Below are 23,348 nucleotides of genomic sequence, written 5' to 3'. Positions count from 1 at the left end.
GCTGCTCAACCTCCGCCTCGACCGCAGCGACGCCTCGTTCGCGGAGCTGGTCGCCCGCTTCGACATCCGGACCATCCCGCACAACCTGCTGCTGGATGGTGAGCGCCGGGTCGTGGCGGTCGATTTACGGGGCGACGCCCTGCGCGAGTGGCTCGAGCAGCATGTTGGGCGCTGAGCCGGCTGCTGAACCGGCTGCTGAACCTGGCTGCCGGTCCACCCATCCACCCCTCCGTCCGGTCCGCCGCCCTCCGTCGTGTGCCCGCCGGCTCGTGTGCCCCGCCGGCTCGTGCGTCCTGCCCGGCTCGTGTGCCCGCCCGTCGCTGTCCCGTCGCCCGTCCGCCTGCCCCTCCTGCCCGCATCGCGGTCGCGTTCCGCCCCTGCGCCCACTTCGCTGCCGCGCACTTTTTCGGGCCGCGGGGCGAGAAATAGTGCCGAAAAGTGTTGATTTCCCGGATTTTTCGTATCTTTGTGGCCCAATGCAAGCGGTAGTGGGGTGCGACGCCGCGTCGCCGCACTGAGAACCGCCCAAGGTAACACTTTAACATTCAAAATTTTAGCTATGAAAACCATTTCCATCAAGGCCGTAAAGCGTGAAGAGTACGGCAAGAAGGCTGCCAAGGCAATCCGTCGCGAGGGCATGGTCCCCTGCGTGCTGTGCGGCAACGGCGAGACGGTCACCTTCTCGGTTGACCCCCGCGAGGTAAAGCCCCTGATTTACACCCCCAACTCCTACATTGTAGAGTTCGACTTCGACGGCAAGAAGGAGCTCGCCGTACTGCGTGAGGCTCAGTTCCACCCCGTACGCGAGGAGATTCTCCACCTGGACTTCTTCCGCATCGCCGACGGCAAGCCCGTATCGATTGCCATTCCCGTCCGCCTGTCGGGTAACGCCGAGGGTGTGAAGGTCGGCGGTAAGCTGGTTCTCTCGGCCCGCAAGCTCACCGTGAGCGCCCTGGTTGAGAACCTGCCCGACGAAATCGTGGTGGATGTTACGAACCTGGGTGTCGGCAAGACGATTTTCGTCGGCGACCTCAAGTTCGAGAACCTCAAGTTCGTGACGCCGGCTACGACGGCTGTCTGCGCCGTACGCGTAACGCGTGCATCGCGCGGTGCCGCTGCTCAGGCCTAATCCTGACGGAGTATGAAATACCTCATTGTTGGGCTGGGGAACATCGGCGCCGAGTACGCCGAAACCCGCCACAACATCGGTTTCAAAGTGTTGGACGCGCTCGCAGAGGCGTCCAACGTTGTTTTTACGACGGCCCGTTACGGCGCCGTGGCCGAGATGAAGGTGCGCGGGCGGACGGTGCTGCTGCTCAAGCCCTCGACCTACATGAACCTCTCGGGCAAGGCGGTGCGCTACTGGCTCGAGGCCGAGAAGATTCCGCTCGAGAACCTGCTGGTCGTCTCGGACGACATCGCGCTGCCCTTCGGTACGCTGCGCATGCGTCCCAAGGGGAGTGCCGGCGGCCACAACGGGCTGAAGAACATCGCCGAGCTGCTCGGTACGGAGGAGTATGCCCGCATGCGCTTCGGCGTGGGGGGCGACTTCCCGCGCGGCCACCAGGTCGACTACGTGCTGGGCGAGTGGACGGCCGAGGAGCGTGCGGCGCTGCCCGAGCGGCTGAAGCTCTTCGGCGAGGCGATTGTGTCGTTCGTCTCGGTCGGCGTCTCGCTGACGATGAACGCCTACAACAAGAAGTGAGGCTCTGCCCGGTGCGGCGGAGCGCCCGAACGAGGGAGCGGTGACCCGTGGAGGGTCGCCGCTCCTTTTTTGCGCGGTGAGGGCGCCCGACGAAACGTGCGGGTGTAGGGGTCGCTGCTCCCTTTGCGTGGGGCGGCGCACCTTTTTTGCGTGCGGTGGGGCGGGAGGCACCGCTCTTTTTTGTATGAGTGGCCGCAGTTGCCCGGGCGCCGTTCGGAGCGGGGTCGGGCAGGGTGCGCGCTAAAAGTGTGGGGGAGAGCGGCCGAAACGCTTGCTTTTTTCAAAACAATCTCTATCTTTGTAAAACCCATCCCTAAAAAACAGGAAAAACCCATCCTCAAAACACACCCTTAACTAAATGATACCTTATGAAAAAATTCCGTCTGTTTTGCGTGCTGACAGCACTGCTCCCCCTCCTTGTGTCGTGCGGCAATGACTCCGACTCGCCGGAACCCGTCTCACAGCTTCCCGCCCCCGCATCGCTCGCTTCGACGGGCGACGACGTCTCGCTCACCTTCACGTGGGAGGCCGTCTCCGAGGCCAAATGCTATGCCTACCGCTTCAACGAGGGCGAGGAGGTCTACACGAACGAGACCTCGGTCCGCTTCGAAGGGCTGACCCCCTCGACGCAGTACGCCTTCCGGGTGAAGGCCGTCTCGGGCGACCTCACGCGCTGGAGTGACTCCGAGTGGTCCTCGACGAGCGCCACAACAGGAGAAACGCCCCAGCCGCCCTTCGCCATCACGCTCGGTGAGGTGACCTTCTACAGTGCCGAGGTGACCGTCACGCCGGCCGACCCCTCGATGACCTACTTCTGCAACGTCCTGCCGCGCGCCGAGTTCGACGCCTTCCCCTCGGAGAAGGAGCTCATCGACGCCCAGATAGCCCAGATTACCGGCGCCGCCGAGCTCAACGCCATGAGCTTCGAGGAGTTCTGCCGCTCGATGGGGCTCCTCTTCACCGGCACGCAGAGCTTCGTGACGGCCGAGGAGCTGGCGGGCGATACGGAGTATGTCGAGTATGTCTTCGGCCTCGACTACTCGGGCAAGGCGACCTCCGAGTTGGTCAGCGCCTCGTTCCGCACCAAGCCCGAACCTACGGTGCAGCCCTCGTCGATGACTCTTGGGCTCGAAGTGGTCGACCTGACCGACGTGAGCGCCCGGCTGCAGGTGACCCCCTCGACCGCCGACGAATACTACTACTGCTTCTTCGTGCTGCGTGAAAACCTCGACGCGCTGGGCGAGGAGGGCATCATCAACCTCTGCCTCGACGACCTGAACGAGCACATCTCCAGCTCGGACTACGCTACGGTGGTGGCCGAGCAGTGCCACAAGGGAAACTACACCTTCTCCTATGCCGAGTTCGCGGCCAATACCGAGTACGTGGGCTTCGCCTTCGGTGTGGGCCAGCACGGTCTGCGCGCCGCGGCGACGACCCGTCTGTTCACCACCGAGCCCTTCATGCTGAAGGATGCCGCCGGCGGCGACGACCCGATTCGCATCGAGGTGGTGTCGTGGGGCATCGAGAATGCGCAAATCAAGTTCATCCCCACCTCCGAGGCGGTTCCCTACCGGTGCGAGCTGACCAAGCTGGCCGACTTCGCCGGCCTGAGCGACGAGGAGATTCTGGCCAAGGATATGGAGAAGCTCTGGAACGACTACGGCGACTACTACTCGATGATGCTCCTGAACGAGAGCTTCACCATGACGCGCTACATGCCGCTCGACCCCGACACGGAGTACATCGCCTTTGCCTACGGACTGAGCGACACCGAGTTCAAGGCGACGACGAAGCTCTGCAAGGTGGTGCTCCGTACGCCGGCAGCCGAGGGCTCCTCGGTGGGCGTCCGTACGCTCGGCCTGCTCCGGCGCTAACCGGTGCTAACCGACGTTAATCGGTGCGCCCCGTGCCGCCCCGACCGGGGTTGGCTGCCCGAATGAAAAAACCTCTGCCGCACGCGTGCGGCAGAGGTTTTTTCCAATATATCTCCGGCGTCGGAGCCTTTTCCAGTATGTTCCGGCAAGAGGGCCGGCATTCCCGGCGGCTGAAGGGCCAGTATGTTTTCGCAGCGGGCCTTCCCCTGCCCCCGCTGACGGGGCTACTCCTCGTCGTCGTAGTAGATTTCGTCCATCAGCGTGTCCAGCTCGCGCCGCTCCTTCTTGGTGGGGCGTCCCGTGCCGCGCTCGCGGAAGACGAAGACCGTCTCGCGCGGGATGTTGAGCTTGTCGCGCTCCTCCTGCGGCGTGACGTCGAGGCAGTAGAGCGGCACGTTCTTCGCCGGCTGGCGGCTCGACACCAGGTCGAGCACCTTGTACGAATAGGTCACCTGCTGCTTGCGCACGGCTATCAGGTCGCCGATTTTCACCTCGCGCGAAGGCTTGGCATAGGCGCCGTTGACCGTCACCTTGTTGGTGCGGATGGCATCGGCCGCATCGCTCCGGGTCTTGAAGACCCGCACGGCCCACAGATATTTGTCGAGTCTGATATCCTCCATTTCGTCTCTTGTTTTTGGGTTGCGGATGGCCCCGGTTTGCCCCGGCGTTTGCTCCGGTTTGCTCCGGCAGGCCCGGTTTGCCCCGGTCCCCGGCATTCATCCCGTCTCGCCCGGTCTTCCGACAGTGGTCCCGGCCCGCCCGGTCCCTGTCTCCGGTCCGTCCCCGTCTCCGGCTTTGCGCTCCGGTTCCGCCCGGCCCCCTCCCTTCGGGGGGCTATTTTTCGTACATCGTCTCGCCGCGGGGCCGGTCGTGCGACTGCTCGTCGTTCTGGCGGCTGACGCTCAGAATCATCCCCAGCGCGATGGTGGTGAAGAGCACCGACGAACCGCCGCGCGAGATGAGCGGCAGCGTCTGCCCCGTCTCGGGAATCAGGTTGACGGTCACCATCACGTGCAGCAGCGCCTGGCAGGTGATGAGCAGCGCCAGCCCCAGCACCATGAGCCCCGGGAAGGCGGTGCCGCAGCGGCGGAAAATCTCGATGGCGCGGAAGAAAATCCACAGGTAGAGCATCAGCAGCACCACGGCCAGCACGATGCCGTACTCCTCGACGAAGAAGGCGTAGGCGTAGTCGCTCTCGGGGTGAATCATCTCCACGCGCATGGCGCTCTGCCCGGCCCCCTCGCCCAGCAGTCCGCCGTTGTGGATGGCAATCATCGAGCGCTCGGTGTCGGTCAGATGCTCGATGGGCTTCTCGGTCTGCGACGTGGTCCAGAGGTGGAGCCACGTGCCGACGCGCCCCTCGGCCGTCTCGCTGCGCCCCAGGTTGAGCATCCAGACCAGCAGCACGGCCGCAACGCCCAGCCACACCAGCTTCATCAGCTCGCGGAAGTTGACCCGCCCGATGAGCATCATCACCCACGAGGCCATGCAGACCAGCACGGCCGACGAGGTGTGGGCCGGGAAGATGACCAGCGCCGAGACGGCCACCGGCATCAGGATGGGCCACGTACCCTCGCGCCAGATGCGGCGCTGCTCGCGCGAGCGGCGCCAGGTCCAGAACTTGAGTGAGGGGACAATCCGTATCTTGTCGATGCGGCTCTGGCGGCTGCCCAGCTGGCGGGCCAGGAAGAGCACCGTGGCCACCTTCAGCGCCTCGGAGGGCTGCAGGTCGAAGAATCCGAGGGGAATCCAGCGGGCGGCTCCGTTGGTCGTGCGGCCGATGAAGTAGGCCAGCAGCGTGAGCAGCACGCTGAGGATGTAGGCCGGCTTGGCCAGGGCGCGGTAGACGCGGCTGTCGATTTTCTGCACGGCAACCATCGCCCCGAGGCTCAGGATGAGCACCATGACCTGCTGCCGCAGGAAGTGGTAGGTCGTGCGTGCCGTGTGGGCGTCGTAGGCCATCTTGGCCGTCGACGAGTAGACCACCAGAATCGAAATCACGGCCAGCGCCGCGATGATAATCCAGAGCACGCGGTCGCCGTTGAAGAGCCGCCCCAGATGCAGTCCACGACCCTCCGGAGCCCCGCCGTCGGCTGCCGCCGCGGCACCGGCACCCGAGCCCGCGCCGCTTGAGCTGCCTGCGTCGCCCGAACCTCCGGTCCGCCCTCCGGTGCTGCGCTCCGCGCGCGTGCGGCGCGTCCGCTCCGATGCGGCCTGCGCCCCGTCGTCGCCTGCGGCCCCGCTGCGGGGTGTCGTGTCGTCGTTGTTCATCGTCGTGCGTTCCATCGTGCCGTTGCGGGATTCATCGTCAGGCGTTCTTCAGCACCCACTGCTTGAAGAGCTCGCCGCGGTTCTCGTAGTTCTTGAAGAGGTCGAAGCTGGCGCACGCCGGCGAGAGGAGCACCACGTCGCCCGGACGCGCCGCCTCGCGTGCGGCACGCATCGCCGCGTCGAGCGAGTCGGTCGAGATGATGCGGGGCACCACCCCCTCGAACTCGCGCAGCAGCTTGGCGTTGTCCAGCCCCATGCAGACGAGCGTGTGGACCTTCTCGCGGGCGAACTTCTTGAGCGGCGTGTAGTCGTTGCCCTTGTCCGTGCCGCCGGCAATCCAGACCACGGGGCGCGTCATCCCCTCGAGGGCGTACCACACCGAGTCGACGTTGGTCGCCTTCGAGTCGTTGAGCCAGAGCACGCCGCCGCGCTCGGCCACCGGTTCGAGCCGGTGCTCGACGGGTGCGAAGTCGTAGATGGAGCGGCGTATCTGCTCGGGGTCGACGCCGGCGGCCAGCGTCGCCAGCGCCGCGGCCATGGCATTGTAGGCGTTGTGCAGCCCCTTAATCTGCATCTTCGCGGTGTCGATTTCGACCGAAGCCTTGCCCGCCGTGGCGGTGAAGCGGCCGTCGAGCAGGAAGGCGTCGCCTGCGCTGCTGGCCACGGCGTTGCGGGCCGCGAAGGGGAGCTGGCGCATGCGCAGGTCGTAGTGCGGCAGCTGCGCCCAGATGGTCTCGTCGTCGCCCGAGTAGACGAACCAGTCGCGCGAGGTCATGTTCTGCGTGATGCGCATCTTCGCGTCGATGTAGTTCTGGAAGCAGTGGTCGTAGCGGTCCAGATGGTCGGGCGTGATGTTCATCAGCACGCCGATGTGGGCCCGGAAGCGGTACATGCCGTCGAGCTGGAACGAACTCAGTTCGAGCACATACCAGTCGTAGCTGCCCGTGGCGACCGAATAGGCGAAGCTCTCGCCGATGTTGCCCCCCAGGGCGACGTTCATCCCGGCGTCGTGCATGATTTTGTAGATGAGCGACGTGGTGGTCGTCTTGCCGTTCGAGCCGGTGATGCAGATGCAGCGGGCGCGGCCGATGTAGCGCCCGCCGAACTCGATTTCCGAGATGACGGGGATGCCCGCCTCGCGGATTTTGCGCACGATGGGGGCCGATTCGGGGATGCCCGGCGACTTGATGACCTCCGAGGCGGCGAGGATGCGCTCCTCGGTGTGGCCCCCCTCCTCGTAGGGGACCTCCCACTCGTCGAGTTTGGCTTTGTAACGGTCGGCGATTCGTCCCGAGTCGGAGAGGAATACGTCGAAACCCTTCTTGCGGGCGAGGATTGCGGAGCCGTAACCGCTGATTCCGCCGCCCAGAACGACTATCTTTTTCATAACGCGTTGTTGGTTTCCGGAGTCGCCTCACCGGCCGCCGCGGGCTGCAGCAGGTCGAAGAGGGGTTTGTATTTTCCGCCGCGCACCTCGGCCGGCAGTTCGGCCCAGAGTGCCCTGAAGAGCGAATCGCGCCCCGTCTCGAGCGCCAGGTCGTAGAGCCGTACGGCCGTGGCGGCCGATGCGGGGTTGGTGCGGATGCACTCGATGCGGTAGGCGCGGTGCCAGGCGGCGAGCGAGTCGAGCTCGAGCTGCTGCTGCTCGTCGAGCTGTCCGCCCGCATCGACGATGCGTTCGAGGGTGGTCAGCCGCCGGATTTGGGGGCGGAAGGGGTACTCCTCGCGGTCGAGCGTCTCGTAGGGTTCGCTGCCGCGGATTTCGAGCTCGGCATTGCCCTCGTCGTCGTGGAGCACTCCGTCGATGCGGAGCCGCTCGCCCGGGAAGAGGAGCAGCTGCCACTGTTCGGGGTAGCCGTCGAGCGTGGTGAAGAGCAGCCGCACCGACTCCACGCGCTCCTGGTCGGGGATGTCGTACCCGCCGCCGAGCGGCGTGGCGGCCGTATAGCTGCCGGCCTGGAGGCTGCCCTCCAGCGGGGCGTATTCGACGCCGTCGAGCGTCGCGTCGTCGAGCGACGCCGCGATGCGGGGCGCCTGGCTGTCGCCGCCGCACGAGACGGCCGCCAGCAGCATGAGCAGAATAAGCGTTTTTTGCATGGGGTTGTACTTTTTGAGGGTTGGGTTTATCGGATTTTGAGCGTCACGAGCGTGATGGCCGCCAGCAGCAGCGAGATAATCCAGAAGCGGACGACAATCTTCGTCTCGAAGATGTTCTTCTTCTGGTAGTGGTGGTGGAGCGGGGCCATGAGCAGGATGCGGCGCCCCTCGCCGTAGCGGTGCTTGGTGTACTTGAAGTAGGAGACCTGCATCATCACCGAGAGGCTCTCGACCAGGAATACGCCGCAGAGCAGCGGCAGCAGCAGCTCCTTGCGGATGCAGAGGGCGAAGACGGCGATGATGCCGCCGATGGAGAGCGAGCCGGTGTCGCCCATGAAAATCTGCGCCGGGAAGGAGTTGTACCAGAGGAAGCCGATGAGTGCGCCGAGGAAGGCGGCGGCGAAGACCGTCAGCTCGCCCGCCCCGGGGATGTACATGATGTTGAGGTAGTCGGCATAGACGATGTGGCCCGAGAGGTAGGCCAGCACGCCCAGCACGGCGACAATCGGCGCCGAGACGCCCGTGGCCAGACCGTCCAGACCGTCGGTGAGGTTGGCGCCGTTCGAGACGGCCGTGATGACGAAGATGGCCACGAAGACGTAGAGCAGCCAGGCGGCCGTCTCGTTGCCGCCCGTCAGCCAGGCGTAGTCCAGCTCGTTGTCCTTGATGAAGGGGATGGTCGTCTTGGTGGTCTTCGTGCTCTCGGAGCTGAGCACCACGTTCTGGTGGATGCCCTGCACGGGGGTTCCGTCCTGCTCGACGATGAGCGTGTCGACCGGCTGGACGACCTTCTCGCGGACGACGATGTCCTGCGAGAGCCACATCGTCGTGCCGACGATGATGCCCAGTCCGACCTGACCCACAATCTTGAAGCGCCCCTTGAGCCCCTCCTTGTTGTGGCGGAAGACCTTGATGTAGTCGTCCAGGCCGCCGATGAATCCGAGCCAGAGCGTCGAGACGAGCATCAGCTGGATGTAGATGTTGTCGAGCTTGCCCACCAACAGCGTGGGAACCAGGATGGCCAGCAGGATGAGGATGCCGCCCATGGTCGGGGTGCCGCGCTTCTGGAGCTGTCCTTCGAGCCCCAGGTCGCGAATCTCCTCGCCGATTTGCTGGCGGCGCAGCAGGTCGATGATGCGGCGTCCGAAGATGATGACGATGAGCAGTGCCAGGATGATGGCCGCCGCCGCCCGGAAGGAGAGGTACTGGAACATGCCCGAGCCCGGGAGGTCGTAGGTGCGGTCGAGGTACTGGAAAAGATGGTAAAGCATGGTAAGGTCGTTTCTCTTGTTGTGTCGTGTGTCGTGTGTCTGTGTCGTGCGCCCGGCGGGTTCGCGCCGTGTTGCGGCCGCGGCGGGCGTTCGCGCCGGTCCGGTTTGCGGTGGGGGGCTATCGGGCCGTCCCGCCGTCGAGCGCCGCGAAGTCGCGGCGGAGCTCCTCGCGGTCGTCGAAGTGGCGCCGCTTGTCGCCCACAATCTGGTAGGTCTCGTGCCCCTTGCCGGCCACGAGCAGCAGGTCGCCCGGAGCCGAGAGCATCACGGCCGTGCGGATGGCCTCGGCGCGGTCGGTGATGCGCAGGTAGCGGTCGCCGGGCTGCAGTCCGGCCGTCATCTCGTCGAGAATCGCCTCGGGCGACTCGTGGCGCGGGTTGTCCGAGGTGAAGATGGCCGTCGAGGCGTACTTGACGGCAATCTGCGCCATCTCGGGGCGCTTGGTGCGGTCGCGGTCGCCGCCGCAGCCGCAGACGACGATGAGCCGCTGTTCGGGGCGGCGCACCTCGTCGAGCGTCTGGAGGACGTTCTCCAGCGCGTCGGGCGTATGGGCGTAGTCCACCACGGCGGTGGTGCCGTTGGCGGCGCGGATGAACTCCAGCCGTCCGCTCACGGGGTGCAGCGCACTCATGGCGCGCAGCACCTCCGCGCGGTCGAATCCCAGCAGGCAGGCCGTGCCGTAGACGACCAGCAGGTTGCTGGCGTTGAAGCGCCCGAGGAAGCCGACCCACACCTCGCTGCCGTCGATGCGCAGCAGCATGCCGTCGGGGTGCATCTCGAGGATTTTGGCCCGGAAGTCGGCCATCGAGCGCAGCGAGTAGGTGTAGCGCCGCGCGGCGGTGTTCTGGAGCATCACCGCGCCGTTGCGGTCGTCGGCGTTGGTCAGCGCGAAGGCCCCCTGCGGCAGCCGGTCGAAGAAGAGCTTCTTGGCGCGGATGTACTCGGCGAAGGTCTTGTGGTAGTCGAGGTGGTCGTGGGTGATGTTGGTGAAGAGCCCTCCGGCGAAGTCGAGTCCGCGCGTCCGCTCCTGGACGATGGCGTGCGACGAGCACTCCATGAAGCAGTAGCTGCACCCGGCGTCGACCATGCGGCGCAGCATGGCGTTGAGGCGCACGGGGTCGGGCGTGGTGTGGGTCGACTCGATGCGCTCGTCGTCGATGCGGTAGACCACCGTCGAAATGAGGCCGGCGCGGTAGCCGAGCGTACGCACCAGGTCGTAGAGCAGCGTGGCGGTGGTCGTCTTGCCGTTGGTGCCCGTCACACCGACGAGCTTCAGCGCGCGGCTCGGGTGGTCGTAGAAGGCGGTCGCCGCATCGGCCAGGGCGCCGTGTGCATCCTTCACGCGGACGAAGGCGACCCCTTCGGGCCGCTCGGCGGGCATGCGTTCGCAGACGACGGCCGTGGCTCCGGCGGCCAGCGCCGCCCCGATGAAGTCGTGCCCGTCGCACTGCGTGCCGGGGATGGCGAAAAAGCAGCTTCCCGGCCGCACGGCACGCGAATCGAAGGCGAGTGCCTCGATGGCGGCGTCGCGGGGGCCCGCAAGCTCCTCGACGGGAATGCCGTGCAAAAGTTCTTCCAATGGTTTCATCGTATGTTGCTTCAGTTTTTACTGACAATCGTTCGTTTCAATCCGCCGCCCCGGGGTGGCTGCAGTCTTTGTCCTGCACCCGGCCCGGCGTTTTTTCCGGTCCTCTCGGCCCCGGCGGTGGGGTATTCTTCTCCGCACCCGGTGGTGGCGGTCTTTGTCCCGCACCCGGCCCGGCGTTTTTTTTCGGTCCTCTCCGGCCCCGGCGTCCGGGTTGTGCCACTCGGCTCCGTCCGGTTTCTTTATTGGGCCCGGCCCCGGCGCTTCCTTTTATCGTGCCGGCTCCGGTCGGCCCCCCATCAAGCCCTCTCGGCTCCTTGTCTCCCTCCCCGGCCGCTACTGCAGCGCGATGGAGACCGTCGCCCCCGGCGCAACGTGCGTCCCGGGCGGGATGCTCTGGCGGCGCACCGAACCCTCGCCCGTAAAGGCGACGCGCAGCCCCTGCGACTCGAGCAGGAAGAGGGCATCCTTGAGCCCCATGCCCCGCACGTCGGGCATGACGCTGCGCTGCGTCTCGAGCTCCGCGATGTGGACGCGCGCGGTGCTGTCGACCGTGGCGCGGCCCCAGCCGTGGCGGCTCTCGCTGCGGACGTTGCGCGAGAGCTCGCCCGCCACTTCACGGAGCTGTTCGATGCTGCCCCCCTTGATGTGCTCGGGGTAGCGCCGCTCGCCGCCCCGCTCCACGCGGCCGTGCCACTCCTGCTCGCGGTTCGAGATGTAGTCGACCATCCGCTTGACCACCGGCCCGGCCAGCGGCCCGCCGTAGTAGGCCTTGCCCGGCTGGGCGCGGGTCTCGATGGTGGTCAGCACCGTGTAGCGCGGCTCGTCGGAGGGGAAGAAGGCAATCATCGACCCCAGGTAGTAGCGTCCCCCCATGCGGCTGTCGGTAATCTGCGCCGTGCCGGTCTTGGCGGCCACGCGGTAGCGCGTCGAGTCGCGGAAGAACTGGCTGGCCGTACCCGTGCGGCAGACCTCCTCGAGGTCGCGCGTCACCTCGCGCAGCGTCTCGTGCGAGCAGATGCGGCTCTCGATGGTCTCGCTCCCGAAGCGGCGCACCACCTCGTCGCCGCGCCGCAGCTCGCGCACCAGCACCGGCGATATCATCTTGCCGCCGTTGGCGATGGCGTTGTAGAAGGTGAGCATCTGGATGGGGACCAGCCGCACGCGGTAGCCGTAGCTCATCTTGACGAGCATCACGCCCGGGTCGGGCACCTTCCAGTCGCGCGTGATGGAGGGCTTGCGCTCGCCCAGCCGCTCCAGCCCGACGGTCTGCCCCAGGTGGAGCTGCTCGTGGAGGAAGTTGCTGTAATCCATCTTCTTGCCCGTGGCTCCGTAGTGCTCCCAGACCGCCTCGGCGAAGTAGACGTTCGACGACGAGGCCACCGCGCGGCGGAAGTCGATGACGCGGTCGCCGCGGTGCGAGTCGCGGATGTTGCGCGCCGGGCCCACGGTCACCGGGTCGCCGTTGTGGGTGTCGTACTCCTTGTGGGGCGACATGCCGGCGTCGTCGAGCAGCAGCAGCATCGAGGCGAGCTTGAAGGTCGAGCCGGGCTCCATGCTGCGCCCCAGGGCGTAGTTCTCGCGCTCGGCGAAGCTCCCCTCGCCGCCCGCGCGCCCGAGGTTGGCCATGGCCAGAATCTCGCCCGTGCGCGTCTCCATGACGATGGTGGTCCCCCAGATGGCGTTCTGCGCCTCGAGCTGCTGGCGCAGCGCCTTGTCGGCTACATCCTGAAGGTCCAGGTCGAGCGTCGTCACCACGTCGGCGCCGTCGAGCGGCTCCTCGTTGCCCTTGCCTGCCACGCGGCCGTAGAAGCCGCGGGCGATGCGCTGCCGCACGGCACGGCCGTCGTGTCCGGCCAGCTCCTCGCGGTAGGCATCCTCGATGCCGTAGTTGCCGCGGTCACCCGTCAGGCCGACCGTACGACGGGCCAGCTCGCCCTGGGGATAGATGCGCTCGTCGCGCTCGACGAGCCTGTAGACCATGCCCATGTTCCAGTTGAGCAGCGGGTAGCGGCGCAGCGTCTCCCACTCGGCGCGGTCGACCTCGCGCGGGAAGATGTTGACGGGGGTGTGGTCGCGCAGCGTGTCGTAGATGCGGCGCGTGATGTACTCCTCGCCGCGCAGGCGGTCGATGAGCCGCCCCAGAAAGCCCGTGGAGCGGAGGTAGGTGGTCTCGCGGGCGTTGACCAGCCGGTAGCGGCGGGCATGCTCGGCGCGGAAGAAGCGGCGGTACTCCGAGGCGGGCTTGTCGCGGAAGAAGGCGGCGAGCAGCTTGGCCAGCGAGTCGCTCTGCTCGTGGAAGCTCTTCAGCGAGTCGAGTCCCGGGCTGCCGAAGTCGAAGGCGGCCTGGTAGCGGAAAATCGAGGTGGCCAGCGGCTCGCCGTTGCGGGCCAGGATGCTGCCCCGCTGGGCGGGGATGACCTCCTCGGTGAAGATGCGGCTCGAGAGGCGGTCGGCGTTGTAGGCCACCTCGCGGCTGAAGAGCTGCACCCAGATGAGGCGCAGCAGCACGACGGCCGCCACGGCGATGAAGAGCACGTAGAGCAGCCGGACCCGCAGCAGGATGTCCTTCTTGATGGGTGAGTGTACCTCCTTCATGGCCGTTTATTCGATGATTTCGCCCGGAACCGTCGGGTCGTAGAGTTCGATGCCGCGCTGGCGCAGCTGTTCGACGACGGCCGAATGGGTCGTCACGCGGAAGCGCTGCTGCTGGAGGCGCACCGAGCGCTCGCGCAGCATCTGCACTTCGCGTTCGAGCTGCGAATAGCGGCGGTCGAGGTGCAGCGACCAGAACATCACCACGATGCTCAGGAAGAACATCCCCGCGATGCTGAGCAGGTAGGGGTAGGCCTCCGAGGCCTCCTTGCGCAGCAGGATGGTGCCCGAGATGAGCTGGCGGATGGTGCTCGAGGCGCGTTTGCGCGCCCGCTCCTCGGCCTCTTCGCGTTCGCGGCGCTCGGCCTCTTCGCGTTCGGCATCCTCGCGCAGCTCCTCGTCGGCCTCGCCCCGCTGGATGCGCACCACCTCGCGGCGAATCTTGCGTGCAAGTTCCGCCTCGCGCTCGCGCTCGGCGAGCTCCTCGGGGGTTACGGGGTCGAATTCGTGGTCCTGCATCATGGCGGGTCGTCTCTCTTTATCTCTTATCTCTCGTGCGGTCGGCGGGGTGCGGCTCCGCAGTCTCTCTGCCGGGCGCCTCCCGCCTCCTCTCGTTTTCTATTATTTTTTTATAGGCCGCGCCGGCCCGTTTCTTTCACCGGCCTTCCTGCTTGCCGGCCTTCTTCTCTTTTCCCGGCTGCCTCGCAGCTATCGGCTTTCCTGCTCGCTGGCCGCCTCGCCGGGGATATCCGCCCGCTTGACGGCCGCCCGCAGCCGGGCCGAACGCGAACGGGGGTTGCGTGCCAGCTCCTCGTCCGAGGGGGTCACCGCCTTGCGGGTGAGCGGCTCGAAGGGGGTGAGGCTCCGCCCGAAGAAGTCCTTCTCGACGCGCCCCTCGAAGTTGCCGCTGCGCATGAAGTTCTTCACCAGCCGGTCCTCGAGCGAGTGGTAGGAGATGACCACCAGCCGCCCGCCCGGACGCAGCACCTTGAGGCTCTGCTCGAGCGCCATCTTGAGCGCCTCCATCTCGCCGTTGACCTCGATGCGGAGCGCCTGAAAGAGCTTGGTGAGGAACTTCGCCTCCTCCTTGCGGGGGGTGCAGGGGCGCACCGCCGCAACCAGCTGCGCGGTGGTGCGGATGGGCTCCCCGGCGCGTGCCCGCTCGATGCAGTTGGCAATCTTCCAGGGGGTCTCCAGCTCGCCCCAGTCGCGCAGCAGACGCGTCAGCTCGGCGTTGGTGTAGCCGTTGACCACGTCGGCCGCCGTCAGGTGTCCCCGCTGGTTCATCCGCATGTCGAGCGGCGCCTCGCCGCGGAACGAGAAGCCCCGCTCGAGGTCGTCGAAGTGGTGCGACGAGACCCCCAGGTCGGCCAGAATGCCGTCGACCTGCACGACGCCGCGCAGCCGCAGCGCCCCGCGCAGGAAGCGGAAGTTGCTCTCGACGTAGTGGAACCGCCCGTCGTCGGGGCAGTTGGCGCGCGTGTCGCGGTCCTGGTCGAAGGCATAGAGCCGCCCTTCGGGCCCCAGTGCGGCGAGGATGCGGCGCGAGTGCCCTCCGCCGCCGAAGGTCAGGTCGGCGTAGGTGCCTCGGGGGTCGATGTCGAGCAGCCCGACCGACTCCTCGAGCAGGACGGGTACGTGGTATTGCGGAGCAGCCATTTCGCTATGGTCGATTTGGGTGTAAAGGTAGCGACTTTTTCCCGAAGAATGTTTATCTTTGCCGATATAAATTTTTCCGACCCGGCTGCCGGTCGCCCTGCGGCCGTGCGGCTCCGCTTCCGTACGGCGGAAGCGTGAAAAAAACAGTCCGAAATGGCCGAAATCGACATAGCCCGCGTCCTCGCGGAGAAGGCCCCCTCGCTGGCCCGCCACCTTCCGGGCTTCGCCCTGCGGTGGCTGCGCCGCACCATCCACGAGGAGGATATCAACTACATCCTGCGCACCTTCTGGGAGCTCCCTCCGCGGGAGTTCATCCACGCCTGCTTCCGCACCTGGGGGGTCACCTACTCCTCCGAGGGGCTCGAACGGCTCGACCCCGCGGGGCGCTACCTCTTCGTCTCGAACCACCCCTTCGGTGGCATGGACGGCATGATGCTGGCCGACGAGCTGATTGGCCGCTTCGGCGATGCGCGCGTGGTGGTCAACGACCTGCTCATGCACCTCGAGCCGCTGCGGCCGCTCTGGATTCCCGTCAACAAGCACGGGGCGCAGAGCGCCGCCTATGCGCGCCGCTACGAGGAGGAGTTCATGGGCGAGCGGCCGATTCTGACCTTCCCGGCGGGGCTCTGCTCGCGCCGCATCGGGGGTCAGGTGTGCGACCTTCCGTGGAAGCCCAACTTCCTGAAGAAAGCCTACGCCTCGCAGCGGCAGGTGGTTCCGGTCTTCGTCGAGGGCGAGCTGTCGAACTTCTTCTACCGCGTGGCCTCGCTGCGCAAGGCGCTGGGCATCAAGTTCAACATCGAGATGCTCTGGCTCCCCGACGAGATGTTCTCCCAGGGGGGCAAGCACTTCCGCATCCGCTTCGGCGAGCCGCTCCGCATGACGGAGCTCCAGGCGGCGGGGTCGCTCCGCGAACAGGTGGAGTTCGTACGCAAAAAGACCTATTTTTTGAAAAATAGCCTCGACGCAGGGGAGAAAAAGCGATAAAATACCTATTTTTGTGCCGTAAAGTATAATCCGCCGCCGACCCGCGGGCCGCGGCGGACGATATCCCAAACGCTGATGCAACCGATTATTCCACCCGTCGACCGGGCACTGTTGCGGGCCGAGCTGACCCCCGAACGCAAGTACCGCGATACGAACAAGGCCTCGAACGAAATCTACATCTTTGCGGCCTCGGAGTGTCCGGCGCTGATGCGCGAGGTGGGGCGCCTGCGCGAGGAGGCCTTCCGCATCGCCGGCGGCGGCACGGGGCTCGAGGTGGACATCGACGAGGAGGACCTCGCACCGGACGGCTACTACCAGCTCATCGTGTGGGACCCCCACGCCGAGGAGATAGTGGGTGGCTACCGCTTCATCGTTTGCACGTCGGAGCATCCGCGCCACCTCTCGACCGAGCACTACTTCCGCTTCAGCGAGCAGTTCCGGCGCGACTACCTTCCCTATACCATCGAGCTGGGGCGCTCGTTCGTGCAGCGCTCCTACCAGGCGCGGGCCAACCGCAAGAGCATCTACGCGCTCGACAACCTCTGGGACGGACTGGGCGCCCTCATCGTGCTCAACCCCCAGGCGAAGTACCTCTTCGGCAAGGTGACCATGTATACGACCTACAAGTCCGTGGCACGCAACGCCCTCATCTGGTTCCTGCGGCGCTACTTCCCCGACCGCGACCATCTGGTGACGGCCATCCACCCGCTGCAGCTCGACCTGGACGACCCCTACTACGAGGAGTTCTTCACGGGGAGCGACTATGCGGAGAACTACCGGATTCTGCTGCAGAAAATCCGCGAGTTCGACGAGACGATTCCGCCGCTCATCAACGCCTACATGAACCTTTCGCCGACGATGCGGGTCTTCGATACGGTCTCGAACCCCGACTTCGGCGGGGTGGAGGAGACGGGCATTCTGGTGACGATTCCCGACATCTACCCCGAGAAGCGCGAGCGCTACACCCGCTGGCAGGGGTGGCAGGCGAACCTCAAGCAGCGTCGCGAGCGGTTCCGCGAGCGGCTGCACGAGCATCTGCAGCGCATCAACCGCAAGGTGCGCAGCGGCGAGTAGCGCGGCGGGGGCCCGGGGGCCGGAGATTGGGGTGCCGAACTGGACCGCCCGGAACCTGGCGGGGCTGGTGCATGGATGGTCCGGAACTTGGCAGGACCGCGATGGATGGCCCGAAGTTTGGCCGGGCCGGCGCAAGGAGGCCGGCGGCCCGGATTGGAGGGTGGCGGCCCAAAAACTGGAAAAGTGGCGACCAATCCCGGTGTCGGGAGCGGCCCGAATTTGGGAACGACCCGGAGTTGGAGCAATGCGGCCCGAAAATTGGAAAAGCGCGGCAGCCGGCAGCGTCCGGCGGCAGCAGACGACTGGAAAAATCAGTATTTAAGTATCATAAGTATTGTGTTGAAGACGGCTTGTCCGTCGACACCCCGGAGTGCCGCTCCGGGGTGTCTTTTTTGCCGGCGCCCGCTGACCCGCCGCCGACCCGCCGCCTTCCGGGACCGCCCGCCTCTGCCGGTTGCCCCGCCGGTCGCTCCTTCCCGCCGGCCTCTCGGGAGTTCCTCCCCGCCGACGCCGACCCGCCGTCCCACTGGTTGCCCCGTCGGTCGCCGCCGCCTCTGCCGGTTGCTGCGCCGGCCGCTCCTTCCCGCCGGCCTCTCGGGAGTTCCTCCCCGCCGACGCCGACCCGCCGCCTCCCGGGGCCACCGGTTTCGACCGGTTGCTGCGCCGGTCTCTTCTTCCCGCCGGCCATTCCCATTGACCCGCCGGTTTCTCCATTTGCCGGCCCGCCGCGGCGGACAGGGGGCGTTTGCCTCCCTTTTGGCCGGAATGGAGGCCGAAAGTGCCGGTCCCGGTTGGAATATTGCGCGGAATTTCCTTCATTTGTCACCTCAAAGCACCAATACCATGAAAAACCACCTCCTCGCACTCTTTGCGTGTGCGGTTTGTTGCAGTGCTCGGCCGGCCGGATGCTTCGCGCATGAGCTCCGTCCCGGCAACCCCCTTCCCTCCCGACTTCATACCGATGCGCCGATTCGCCCCCTTGCGGGGGCTTCGCCGGCTGCCGAATCCGTGGCTGTCGCGGCTGCCCCGGTGGCTCTGCCTGTCGCGGCGGCACTGCCGGCCCCGGAAGTTCTGGATGTCCCGGAAGTTCCGGATGCCCCGGAGACGACCGGCGCCCCGGAGTCACCCGCAGTTCCGGACCCTGCCGCCGCTCCGAAGACAGCCCCCGCTGCCGCTCCGGTCCCGGCTCCTCCGGTCCCGGCTCCTCCGGTCCCGGCTCCTCCGGCCGATTCCTCCCCGGCGGCCCCCGGCAACCCGGCGACCTCCGCCGCTCCCATGCCTGCCGCTCCGGAGCCGGGCTCCGCCCAAGGTCCTGCCGCCCTCGAACCGGACTCCGCCCGGGCCTCCGCCCGGGCCTCCGCCGCGGACCCTGCCGCTCTGGAGCGCCGCATCGCGCGGCTGGAGCGCCTCCGCGCCTGCCTGCCCCGCATCTCGGGCTACCTGCAGCTGGGCTACGAATGGCACGACCGCGGCACCTCGGAGTTCTTCGTCCGGCGCGTGCGACTCGACCTGCAGGGCGACCTCGCCCCGCAGCTCGACTACCGCTTCCACATCGAACTGGCCCATCCCCAGCTGCTCGACGCCTTCCTGCGCTACCGCCCCTTCGAACAGCTCAACCTCCAGGCGGGGGCCTTCAAAATCCCCTTCTCCATCGAGAACACGGAGTATCCCCCCTTCAGCGTCGAGTTAATCGACTACCCGCTGGTGCTCATCCGCCTGATGGGCTTCAACGACATCAGCGGCCACGCCTCGACGGGACGCGGCCTCGGCGGGCACCTCTACGGTGGCTTCATCCGCCGCGGCGGGGAGCACCTGCTCGGCTACAACCTCGCGCTGCTCAACGGCGAGGGCATCAATGCGCACGACCGCAACCGCTCGAAGGATGTCGTGGCGCGGCTGACCCTCCGCCCGACGGCGGGGCTGCTCCTTGCCGCCTCGGGCTACTGGGGCCGCTATGGCGAGCGGAGCCTCGGCCGCGTGCGCTACGGTGCGGGGGGCCGCTACGACCGGGGGCGCTTCATGCTGCGCGGCGAGTATATCTGGGGCCGTACGGAGGTGGCCGCCGCCGGGGATGAACAGCCTCTGCGCCGGCAGCGGAGCCAGGGGTGGTTCCTTGCGGGCGGGTGGCGCGCCTCGGCGAAGTTTTTTCCCGTCGTGCGCTACGACTCCTTCGACGAGGATATGGAGCTCGGCTACGGCCAGAACAACTACACGCTGGGGCTGTTGTGGACCCCCTGGCGCTTCTTCCGCTTCCAGCTCGACTACACCTACGAGGAGCACCGCGCCTCGCAGCGGGCCCGTCAGCTGACGGCGGCCCGCCCCTTCGGCCGCCACGGGGTGTCGGTCATGTTGACGGGAATCTTCTGAAGATACTGAAATGGATGAGATGAACCGAATATCGGACTACCGAACCGTTGAGGTCGTCGCCTTCGATGCCGACGACACGCTGTGGGTCAACGAACCCTTCTTCCGCGAAAGCGAACGTCGCTTCTGCGCCCTTGTGGCCCCGTGGGCCGGGGCGAGGGAGGCCGTCGAGCGGCTCTATGCCCGCGAGGTGGCCAACATGCCGCTCTATGGCTACGGCGTCAAGGCCTGCGTCCTCTCGATGGTCGAGACGGCGCTCGAGCTGGGCGGCGAGCGGCTCCCCGCCGCCGTCGTGGGGGAGCTACTCGCCCTGGGGCGCGACCAGCTTCAGCGTCCCGTCGAGCTGCTGCCCGGCGTGCGGGAGACGCTCCGGCGGCTGCAGGGGCGCTACCGCCTGGCGGTCGTCACCAAGGGGGATTTGCTCGACCAGCGACGCAAACTCCGCCTCTCGGGGCTGGCCCCTTGCTTCGATGCCGTCGAGGTGATGGCCGACAAGGACGAGGCGGCCTACGGCGAGGTGATGCGGCGGCTGGGGGTCGCCCCCGGGGCCTTCCTCATGGTGGGCAACTCGCTGCGCTCCGACGTGCTCCCCGTGGTGGCGCTGGGGGGCCGTGCGGTCCACATCCCCTTCGGCGAGACGTGGCGCCACGAGGAGGTCGACCCCGCGGCGCTCGCACCCTACGACTTTTCCGCGCTGGAGCGCATCGACGAACTCGCCCCGCTGCTGGGGTGCTGAGCCGCGAAGACCGCGCTTCCGTTTATTCACGCCCAAAAAAAGAGGCGGAGCACTCCCCACGGGAGTGCTCCGCCTCATCTTTTGTGGGTTGCCGAGGGGGCGCCGGCGCTCCGTGCCGCCGACCCGCCGTCGGTGCTTCTTGCTGCCGGCCTGCCCCGACCTTTGCGCCACCTGTCCGCGGCCTGTGCTTCCTGCCGCCTGCCCGGTTACCCTTTGTCTCTGTGCTCCGACCCTCGGGCGCCTTATCCTTCCGGCTCCTCGTCGCGGCGGAAGAGCCTTGCAATCGGCTCCAGCCAGCGCCGCAGACGGTCGCCCGTCCGGCGCTCCACACCCGCCGTCGGGCGGCACATGATATCCTCCCCGCCGTGGCTCCGCACCGTCTCGAAGCCCATGCGCAGGTAGAGCCTCCGGGCCGGATTGGCGCGCTGCACCGAGAGCGAGAGGTGCTGGACCCCCTCGTCGGCGGCCAGCAGCAGCATCCTGCGGAGCAGCTCCGTGCCGATGCCGCGGCCGCGGAAGGGCTCCTCGACGACGAGCACCAGCTCGGGCGTCGCGTCGTCCAGATAGCCGAACCCCCTGACCAGCCGCACCCAGACGGCGCCGATGACCGTTCCGCGCACCACGGCGCAGAGCGCCCGGTCGTAGGCGCCGGCTCCGAAGCCGACCGTGTAGGGGAGCAGTTCGGGGGAGAAGACCGCCTCGAAGGGGGGCGGCGGCGTCCCTTCGGGCAGGTAGATGGCCTTGAGCAGCAGCTCGGGCAGCAGAGCGTACTCCGACTGCCTCATCCGGCGGATGGTCCAGCCGCCGCTCATCGCCGCCCGCCTTTGGCCCTCCCGGAGCGGCGCTCCGAAGAGGTGGTTTCACGCGGCTCCCGCCCCTCGGAGCGGTTGGAATGGTTGAATCGTTCGGAGCGGCCGGACGGCCCGGATTGTCCCGGGCGGTCGAATCGCTCGGTGCGACCGGTCTGCCCGGCGCGGGCCGAACTTTTTGCCGAACCCTTTGCCGAACCCTTTGCCGAAAACTTGCCGGAGCCTGCCGCCGAGCCCCGCTTCGCGCCCCGGTTTGCCTCCCGGGCCGCAGCGCGCGCCGAATCATGCTCCGGTCCGCGTTCCTCACCCCGGGTCGTTCCCCGTTCCGCTCCATGCTCCGCTCCGCGTTCCGCGCCCCGGGTCGAATCGTGTCCTGTTCCATGCTCTGTGCCTCGTCCCGCACTTCGGGCCGGGGCTGCCCCCGCCTGTCCCGGGCGGAAGAAGTAGCTCTTCTGGCGGCGCTTCTCCTCCTGCGTGCGGGCGACGTAGACCGGCTCGTGGGTGTAGGGGTTCTCGCCCGTGTAGAACATCACCGACGAGAGGGTCATCGGCGTGGGGGTGAGGTCCTGCACCTGCTCGAGGGTGAAGTGGAGCCGTCCGAGCACCTTGCGCGCCAGTTCGCGCATGTCGTGCTCCGTACAGCCGGGGTGCGACGAGATGAAGTAGGGGATGAGCTGGTAGGGGAGCCCCTCGCGGCGGCAGATGGCGTGGAACGACTCGTTGAGCTGCTCGAAGAGGGCGAAGGGGGGCTTGCGCATCAGCCGCAGCACATGCTCCTCGGTGTGCTCGGGGGCCACCTTGAGCCGCCCCGAGGTGTGGTGGCGGAGCACCGTCTCGAGGTAGGGCGAATCGTCGAAGAGGTCGTAGCGGATGCCGCTGCCGATGAAGGCCTTGCGGATGCCCTTCACGGCGCGGATTTTCTCGTAGAGGGCCAGCAACGGCCGGTGGTCGTTGTCGAGGTTGGGGCAACGCTGCGGATGGAGGCACGAGGGGCGCCGGCAGCGGGCGCAGAGCGTCCGGTCGCGGCCCCCCATGCGGTACATGTTGGCCGAGGGGGCCCCGATGTCCGAGAGGTAGCCCTTGAAGCCGGGCATGCGGACGATACGCTCCACCTCGGCGAGAATCGACCGCTCGCTGCGCGAGTGTACGAACTTGCCCTGGTGGGCCGAGATGGTGCAGAAGGAGCAGCCGCCGAAGCAGCCCCGGTGGATGTTGAGCGAGAACTTAATCATCTCCCAGGCCGGAATCTCCCCCTTGCCGCGGTAGCGCGGGTGGGGCGCCCGCTCGTAGGGGAGGTCGAACGAGTGGTCGAGTTCCTCGGTCGAGAGCGTGGTGTTGGGGGGTGTGACCACCACCCAGCGGTCGCCCGTCCGCTCGACGAGCGTCGCAACGGGCTCCATCAGGTTGCTCTGCGTCTCGATGACGGTGAAGTTCTCGCCGAAGGCGCGCTTGTCGGCCCGGCACTCCTCGAAGGAGTGGAGGCGGATGGTCGTCGCGGGGTCGAGCCGCGCGACGTAGTCGTCGTCGGCCAGGAAGGCCACCTGGCGGATGCGGCGCAGCAGCTTGGCGTTGTAGCCGTTGTGCATGGCGCGTGCGACCTGCTGCACCACCCGCTCGCCCATGCCGTAGATGAGCAGGTCGGCGCCCGACTCGACGAGCACCGAGGGGCGCAGCGCGTCGCTCCAGTAGTCGTAGTGGGTCAGCCGCCGCAGCGAGGCCTCGATGCCCCCCACGACCACCGGCACATGGGGGAAGAGGCGCTTGAGGATGCGCGTGTAGACCGTCACGGCGTAGTCGGGGCGGAAGCCCGCGCGGCCGCCGGGCGTATAGGCGTCGTCGTGGCGCAGCCTGAGGTTGGCCGTGTAGTGGTTGACCATCGAGTCCATCGCTCCGGCCGAGATGCCGAAGAAGAGGCGCGGCGCACCGAGCTTGGTGAAGTCGCGCAGGTCGTCCTGCCAGTTGGGCTGGGGGACGATGGCGACGCGGTAGCCCTCGGCCTCGAGCAGGCGGCCGATGACCGCGGCGCCGAAGGCCGGGTGGTCGATGTAGGCGTCGCCCGTGAAGAGAATGACGTCGAGGTAATCCCATCCGCGTTCGCGGACCTCTTTGACGGTTGTCGGCAGAAACATGGCGGTTTGTTCGGTAACGGATAATATGGGTGCGGCGGCCGCGGGCGGGCGTCGCGGTGTCGCGTTGCGGTCCCGGAGGTGTGTGTGCGGCGGGCGTCGCGCTTCCGGGAGGGGCAGGTGTTGCGGTGCGGGTGCAGCCCCGGCATTTTTTGTCGTATTGCGGTCCGGTGTTGCGGTGCGGCCCGGAGGTTG

At 67.0% G+C, this 23,348-nt stretch carries 17 protein-coding genes and 1 pseudogene; 7 read left to right on the top strand and 11 right to left on the bottom strand.

From position 1 onward, the window contains the following. Positions 1 to 559 precede the first annotated feature (559 nt). From B5F90_RS09685 to B5F90_RS09675, 3 genes are all read left to right on the top strand, one after another. Positions 560 to 1,129, top strand: coding sequence for a 50S ribosomal protein L25/general stress protein Ctc (locus tag B5F90_RS09685; RefSeq protein WP_087362599.1), 570 nt, complete (start codon positions 560 to 562; stop codon positions 1,127 to 1,129). Positions 1,130 to 1,141: 12 nt separating this feature from the next. Continuing rightward, positions 1,142 to 1,705, top strand: coding sequence for an aminoacyl-tRNA hydrolase (gene pth, locus B5F90_RS09680; RefSeq protein WP_087362598.1), 564 nt, complete (start codon positions 1,142 to 1,144; stop codon positions 1,703 to 1,705). Between the two features lie 368 nt (positions 1,706 to 2,073). Beyond that, the gene (locus B5F90_RS09675; RefSeq protein WP_143256157.1) at positions 2,074 to 3,579 is read left to right on the top strand and encodes a fibronectin type III domain-containing protein; all 1,506 of its coding nucleotides are present in this window, start codon (positions 2,074 to 2,076) and stop codon (positions 3,577 to 3,579) included. A 224-nt stretch (positions 3,580 to 3,803) separates the two neighbouring features. On the opposite strand, the gene B5F90_RS09670 is transcribed toward B5F90_RS09675, so the two are convergent. The 9 genes from B5F90_RS09670 to rsmH all read right to left on the bottom strand — a co-directional run bounded on the left by B5F90_RS09670 (position 3,804) and on the right by rsmH (position 15,057). Beyond that, positions 3,804 to 4,199 carry an RNA-binding S4 domain-containing protein gene (locus B5F90_RS09670; RefSeq protein ID WP_087362596.1) on the bottom strand — a complete coding sequence of 132 codons (396 nt, stop codon included), beginning with the start codon at positions 4,197 to 4,199 and terminating at the stop codon, positions 3,804 to 3,806. A 214-nt stretch (positions 4,200 to 4,413) separates the two neighbouring features. Next, complete coding sequence (locus tag B5F90_RS09665; RefSeq protein WP_239307788.1) at positions 4,414 to 5,865, bottom strand: FtsW/RodA/SpoVE family cell cycle protein; 1,452 nt, start codon at positions 5,863 to 5,865, stop codon at positions 4,414 to 4,416. A gap of 22 nt (positions 5,866 to 5,887) precedes the next feature. Continuing rightward, the gene (gene murD, locus B5F90_RS09660) at positions 5,888 to 7,237 is read right to left on the bottom strand and encodes a UDP-N-acetylmuramoyl-L-alanine--D-glutamate ligase (RefSeq protein ID WP_087362595.1); all 1,350 of its coding nucleotides are present in this window, start codon (positions 7,235 to 7,237) and stop codon (positions 5,888 to 5,890) included. Then, complete coding sequence (locus B5F90_RS09655; RefSeq protein WP_087362594.1) at positions 7,234 to 7,947, bottom strand: hypothetical protein; 714 nt, start codon at positions 7,945 to 7,947, stop codon at positions 7,234 to 7,236. The genes murD and B5F90_RS09655 overlap by 4 nt, the downstream gene beginning before the upstream one ends. Before the next feature lie 26 nt (positions 7,948 to 7,973). Continuing rightward, positions 7,974 to 9,218 carry a phospho-N-acetylmuramoyl-pentapeptide-transferase gene (mraY, locus tag B5F90_RS09650; protein WP_087362593.1) on the bottom strand — a complete coding sequence of 415 codons (1,245 nt, stop codon included), beginning with the start codon at positions 9,216 to 9,218 and terminating at the stop codon, positions 7,974 to 7,976. Between the two features lie 118 nt (positions 9,219 to 9,336). Next, positions 9,337 to 10,806, bottom strand: a complete 1,470-nt coding sequence (locus B5F90_RS09645; RefSeq protein ID WP_087362592.1) for a UDP-N-acetylmuramoyl-L-alanyl-D-glutamate--2,6-diaminopimelate ligase — start codon at positions 10,804 to 10,806, stop codon at positions 9,337 to 9,339. Positions 10,807 to 11,139: 333 nt separating this feature from the next. After that, a complete protein-coding gene (locus B5F90_RS09640) occupies positions 11,140 to 13,401 on the bottom strand; it encodes a penicillin-binding transpeptidase domain-containing protein (protein ID WP_087362591.1) in 2,262 nt (753 codons plus the stop codon). A gap of 6 nt (positions 13,402 to 13,407) precedes the next feature. Further along, on the bottom strand, positions 13,408 to 13,920 hold the full coding sequence (locus tag B5F90_RS09635; RefSeq protein WP_087362590.1) for an FtsL-like putative cell division protein: 513 nt from the start codon (positions 13,918 to 13,920) through the stop codon (positions 13,408 to 13,410). A 186-nt stretch (positions 13,921 to 14,106) separates the two neighbouring features. Continuing rightward, on the bottom strand, positions 14,107 to 15,057 hold the full coding sequence (gene rsmH, locus B5F90_RS09630) for a 16S rRNA (cytosine(1402)-N(4))-methyltransferase RsmH (protein ID WP_087362589.1): 951 nt from the start codon (positions 15,055 to 15,057) through the stop codon (positions 14,107 to 14,109). 153 nt (positions 15,058 to 15,210) lie between these two features. Between rsmH and B5F90_RS09625 the strand changes: the two genes are divergently transcribed. The 4 genes from B5F90_RS09625 (at position 15,211) to B5F90_RS09610 (ending at position 20,218) form a co-directional block, all read left to right on the top strand. Beyond that, positions 15,211 to 16,044 carry a 1-acyl-sn-glycerol-3-phosphate acyltransferase gene (locus B5F90_RS09625; protein WP_087362588.1) on the top strand — a complete coding sequence of 278 codons (834 nt, stop codon included), beginning with the start codon at positions 15,211 to 15,213 and terminating at the stop codon, positions 16,042 to 16,044. 75 nt (positions 16,045 to 16,119) lie between these two features. Continuing rightward, the gene (locus B5F90_RS09620) at positions 16,120 to 17,118 is read left to right on the top strand and encodes a GNAT family N-acetyltransferase (protein WP_199792091.1); all 999 of its coding nucleotides are present in this window, start codon (positions 16,120 to 16,122) and stop codon (positions 17,116 to 17,118) included. A 1,275-nt stretch (positions 17,119 to 18,393) separates the two neighbouring features. Next, positions 18,394 to 19,485: a porin gene (locus tag B5F90_RS09615; protein WP_087362586.1), complete on the top strand. Its 1,092-nt coding sequence runs from the start codon at positions 18,394 to 18,396 to the stop codon at positions 19,483 to 19,485. Positions 19,486 to 19,504: 19 nt separating this feature from the next. Then, positions 19,505 to 20,218: an HAD family hydrolase gene (locus B5F90_RS09610; RefSeq protein WP_162607776.1), complete on the top strand. Its 714-nt coding sequence runs from the start codon at positions 19,505 to 19,507 to the stop codon at positions 20,216 to 20,218. A 242-nt stretch (positions 20,219 to 20,460) separates the two neighbouring features. Here the strand turns inward: B5F90_RS09610 and B5F90_RS09605 are convergent, their stop codons facing one another. Then, on the bottom strand, positions 20,461 to 21,030 hold the full coding sequence (locus B5F90_RS09605; RefSeq protein ID WP_087362584.1) for a GNAT family N-acetyltransferase: 570 nt from the start codon (positions 21,028 to 21,030) through the stop codon (positions 20,461 to 20,463). 434 nt (positions 21,031 to 21,464) lie between these two features. Beyond that, positions 21,465 to 23,156 (bottom strand): annotated as a pseudogene (locus tag B5F90_RS09600) (YgiQ family radical SAM protein); the annotation flags it as partial. Between the last annotated feature and the right edge of the window lie 192 nt (positions 23,157 to 23,348).

The organism is Alistipes sp. An31A, assembly GCF_002159425.1.
GTDB lineage: Bacteria > Bacteroidota > Bacteroidia > Bacteroidales > Rikenellaceae > Alistipes > Alistipes excrementigallinarum.
Note: the sequence above shows the minus strand (reverse complement) of the source record. Positions and strands in the feature narration are given on the sequence as shown.

Excerpts from the sequence above, each read along its gene's own strand:
- B5F90_RS09685 (WP_087362599.1), top strand. The coding sequence starts at position 560 with ATGAAAACCATTTCCATCAAGGCCGTAAAGCGTGAAGAGTACGGCAAG.
- pth (WP_087362598.1), top strand. The coding sequence starts at position 1,142 with ATGAAATACCTCATTGTTGGGCTGGGGAACATCGGCGCCGAGTACGCC.
- B5F90_RS09675 (WP_143256157.1), top strand. The coding sequence starts at position 2,074 with ATGAAAAAATTCCGTCTGTTTTGCGTGCTGACAGCACTGCTCCCCCTC.
- B5F90_RS09670 (WP_087362596.1), bottom strand. The coding sequence starts at position 4,199 with ATGGAGGATATCAGACTCGACAAATATCTGTGGGCCGTGCGGGTCTTC.
- B5F90_RS09665 (WP_239307788.1), bottom strand. The coding sequence starts at position 5,865 with ATGGAACGCACGACGATGAACAACGACGACACGACACCCCGCAGCGGG.
- murD (WP_087362595.1), bottom strand. The coding sequence starts at position 7,237 with ATGAAAAAGATAGTCGTTCTGGGCGGCGGAATCAGCGGTTACGGCTCC.
- B5F90_RS09655 (WP_087362594.1), bottom strand. The coding sequence starts at position 7,947 with ATGCAAAAAACGCTTATTCTGCTCATGCTGCTGGCGGCCGTCTCGTGC.
- mraY (WP_087362593.1), bottom strand. The coding sequence starts at position 9,218 with ATGCTTTACCATCTTTTCCAGTACCTCGACCGCACCTACGACCTCCCG.
- B5F90_RS09645 (WP_087362592.1), bottom strand. The coding sequence starts at position 10,806 with ATGAAACCATTGGAAGAACTTTTGCACGGCATTCCCGTCGAGGAGCTT.
- B5F90_RS09640 (WP_087362591.1), bottom strand. The coding sequence starts at position 13,401 with ATGAAGGAGGTACACTCACCCATCAAGAAGGACATCCTGCTGCGGGTC.
- B5F90_RS09635 (WP_087362590.1), bottom strand. The coding sequence starts at position 13,920 with ATGATGCAGGACCACGAATTCGACCCCGTAACCCCCGAGGAGCTCGCC.
- rsmH (WP_087362589.1), bottom strand. The coding sequence starts at position 15,057 with ATGGCTGCTCCGCAATACCACGTACCCGTCCTGCTCGAGGAGTCGGTC.
- B5F90_RS09625 (WP_087362588.1), top strand. The coding sequence starts at position 15,211 with ATGGCCGAAATCGACATAGCCCGCGTCCTCGCGGAGAAGGCCCCCTCG.
- B5F90_RS09620 (WP_199792091.1), top strand. The coding sequence starts at position 16,120 with ATGCAACCGATTATTCCACCCGTCGACCGGGCACTGTTGCGGGCCGAG.
- B5F90_RS09615 (WP_087362586.1), top strand. The coding sequence starts at position 18,394 with ATGCCTGCCGCTCCGGAGCCGGGCTCCGCCCAAGGTCCTGCCGCCCTC.
- B5F90_RS09610 (WP_162607776.1), top strand. The coding sequence starts at position 19,505 with ATGAACCGAATATCGGACTACCGAACCGTTGAGGTCGTCGCCTTCGAT.
- B5F90_RS09605 (WP_087362584.1), bottom strand. The coding sequence starts at position 21,030 with ATGAGCGGCGGCTGGACCATCCGCCGGATGAGGCAGTCGGAGTACGCT.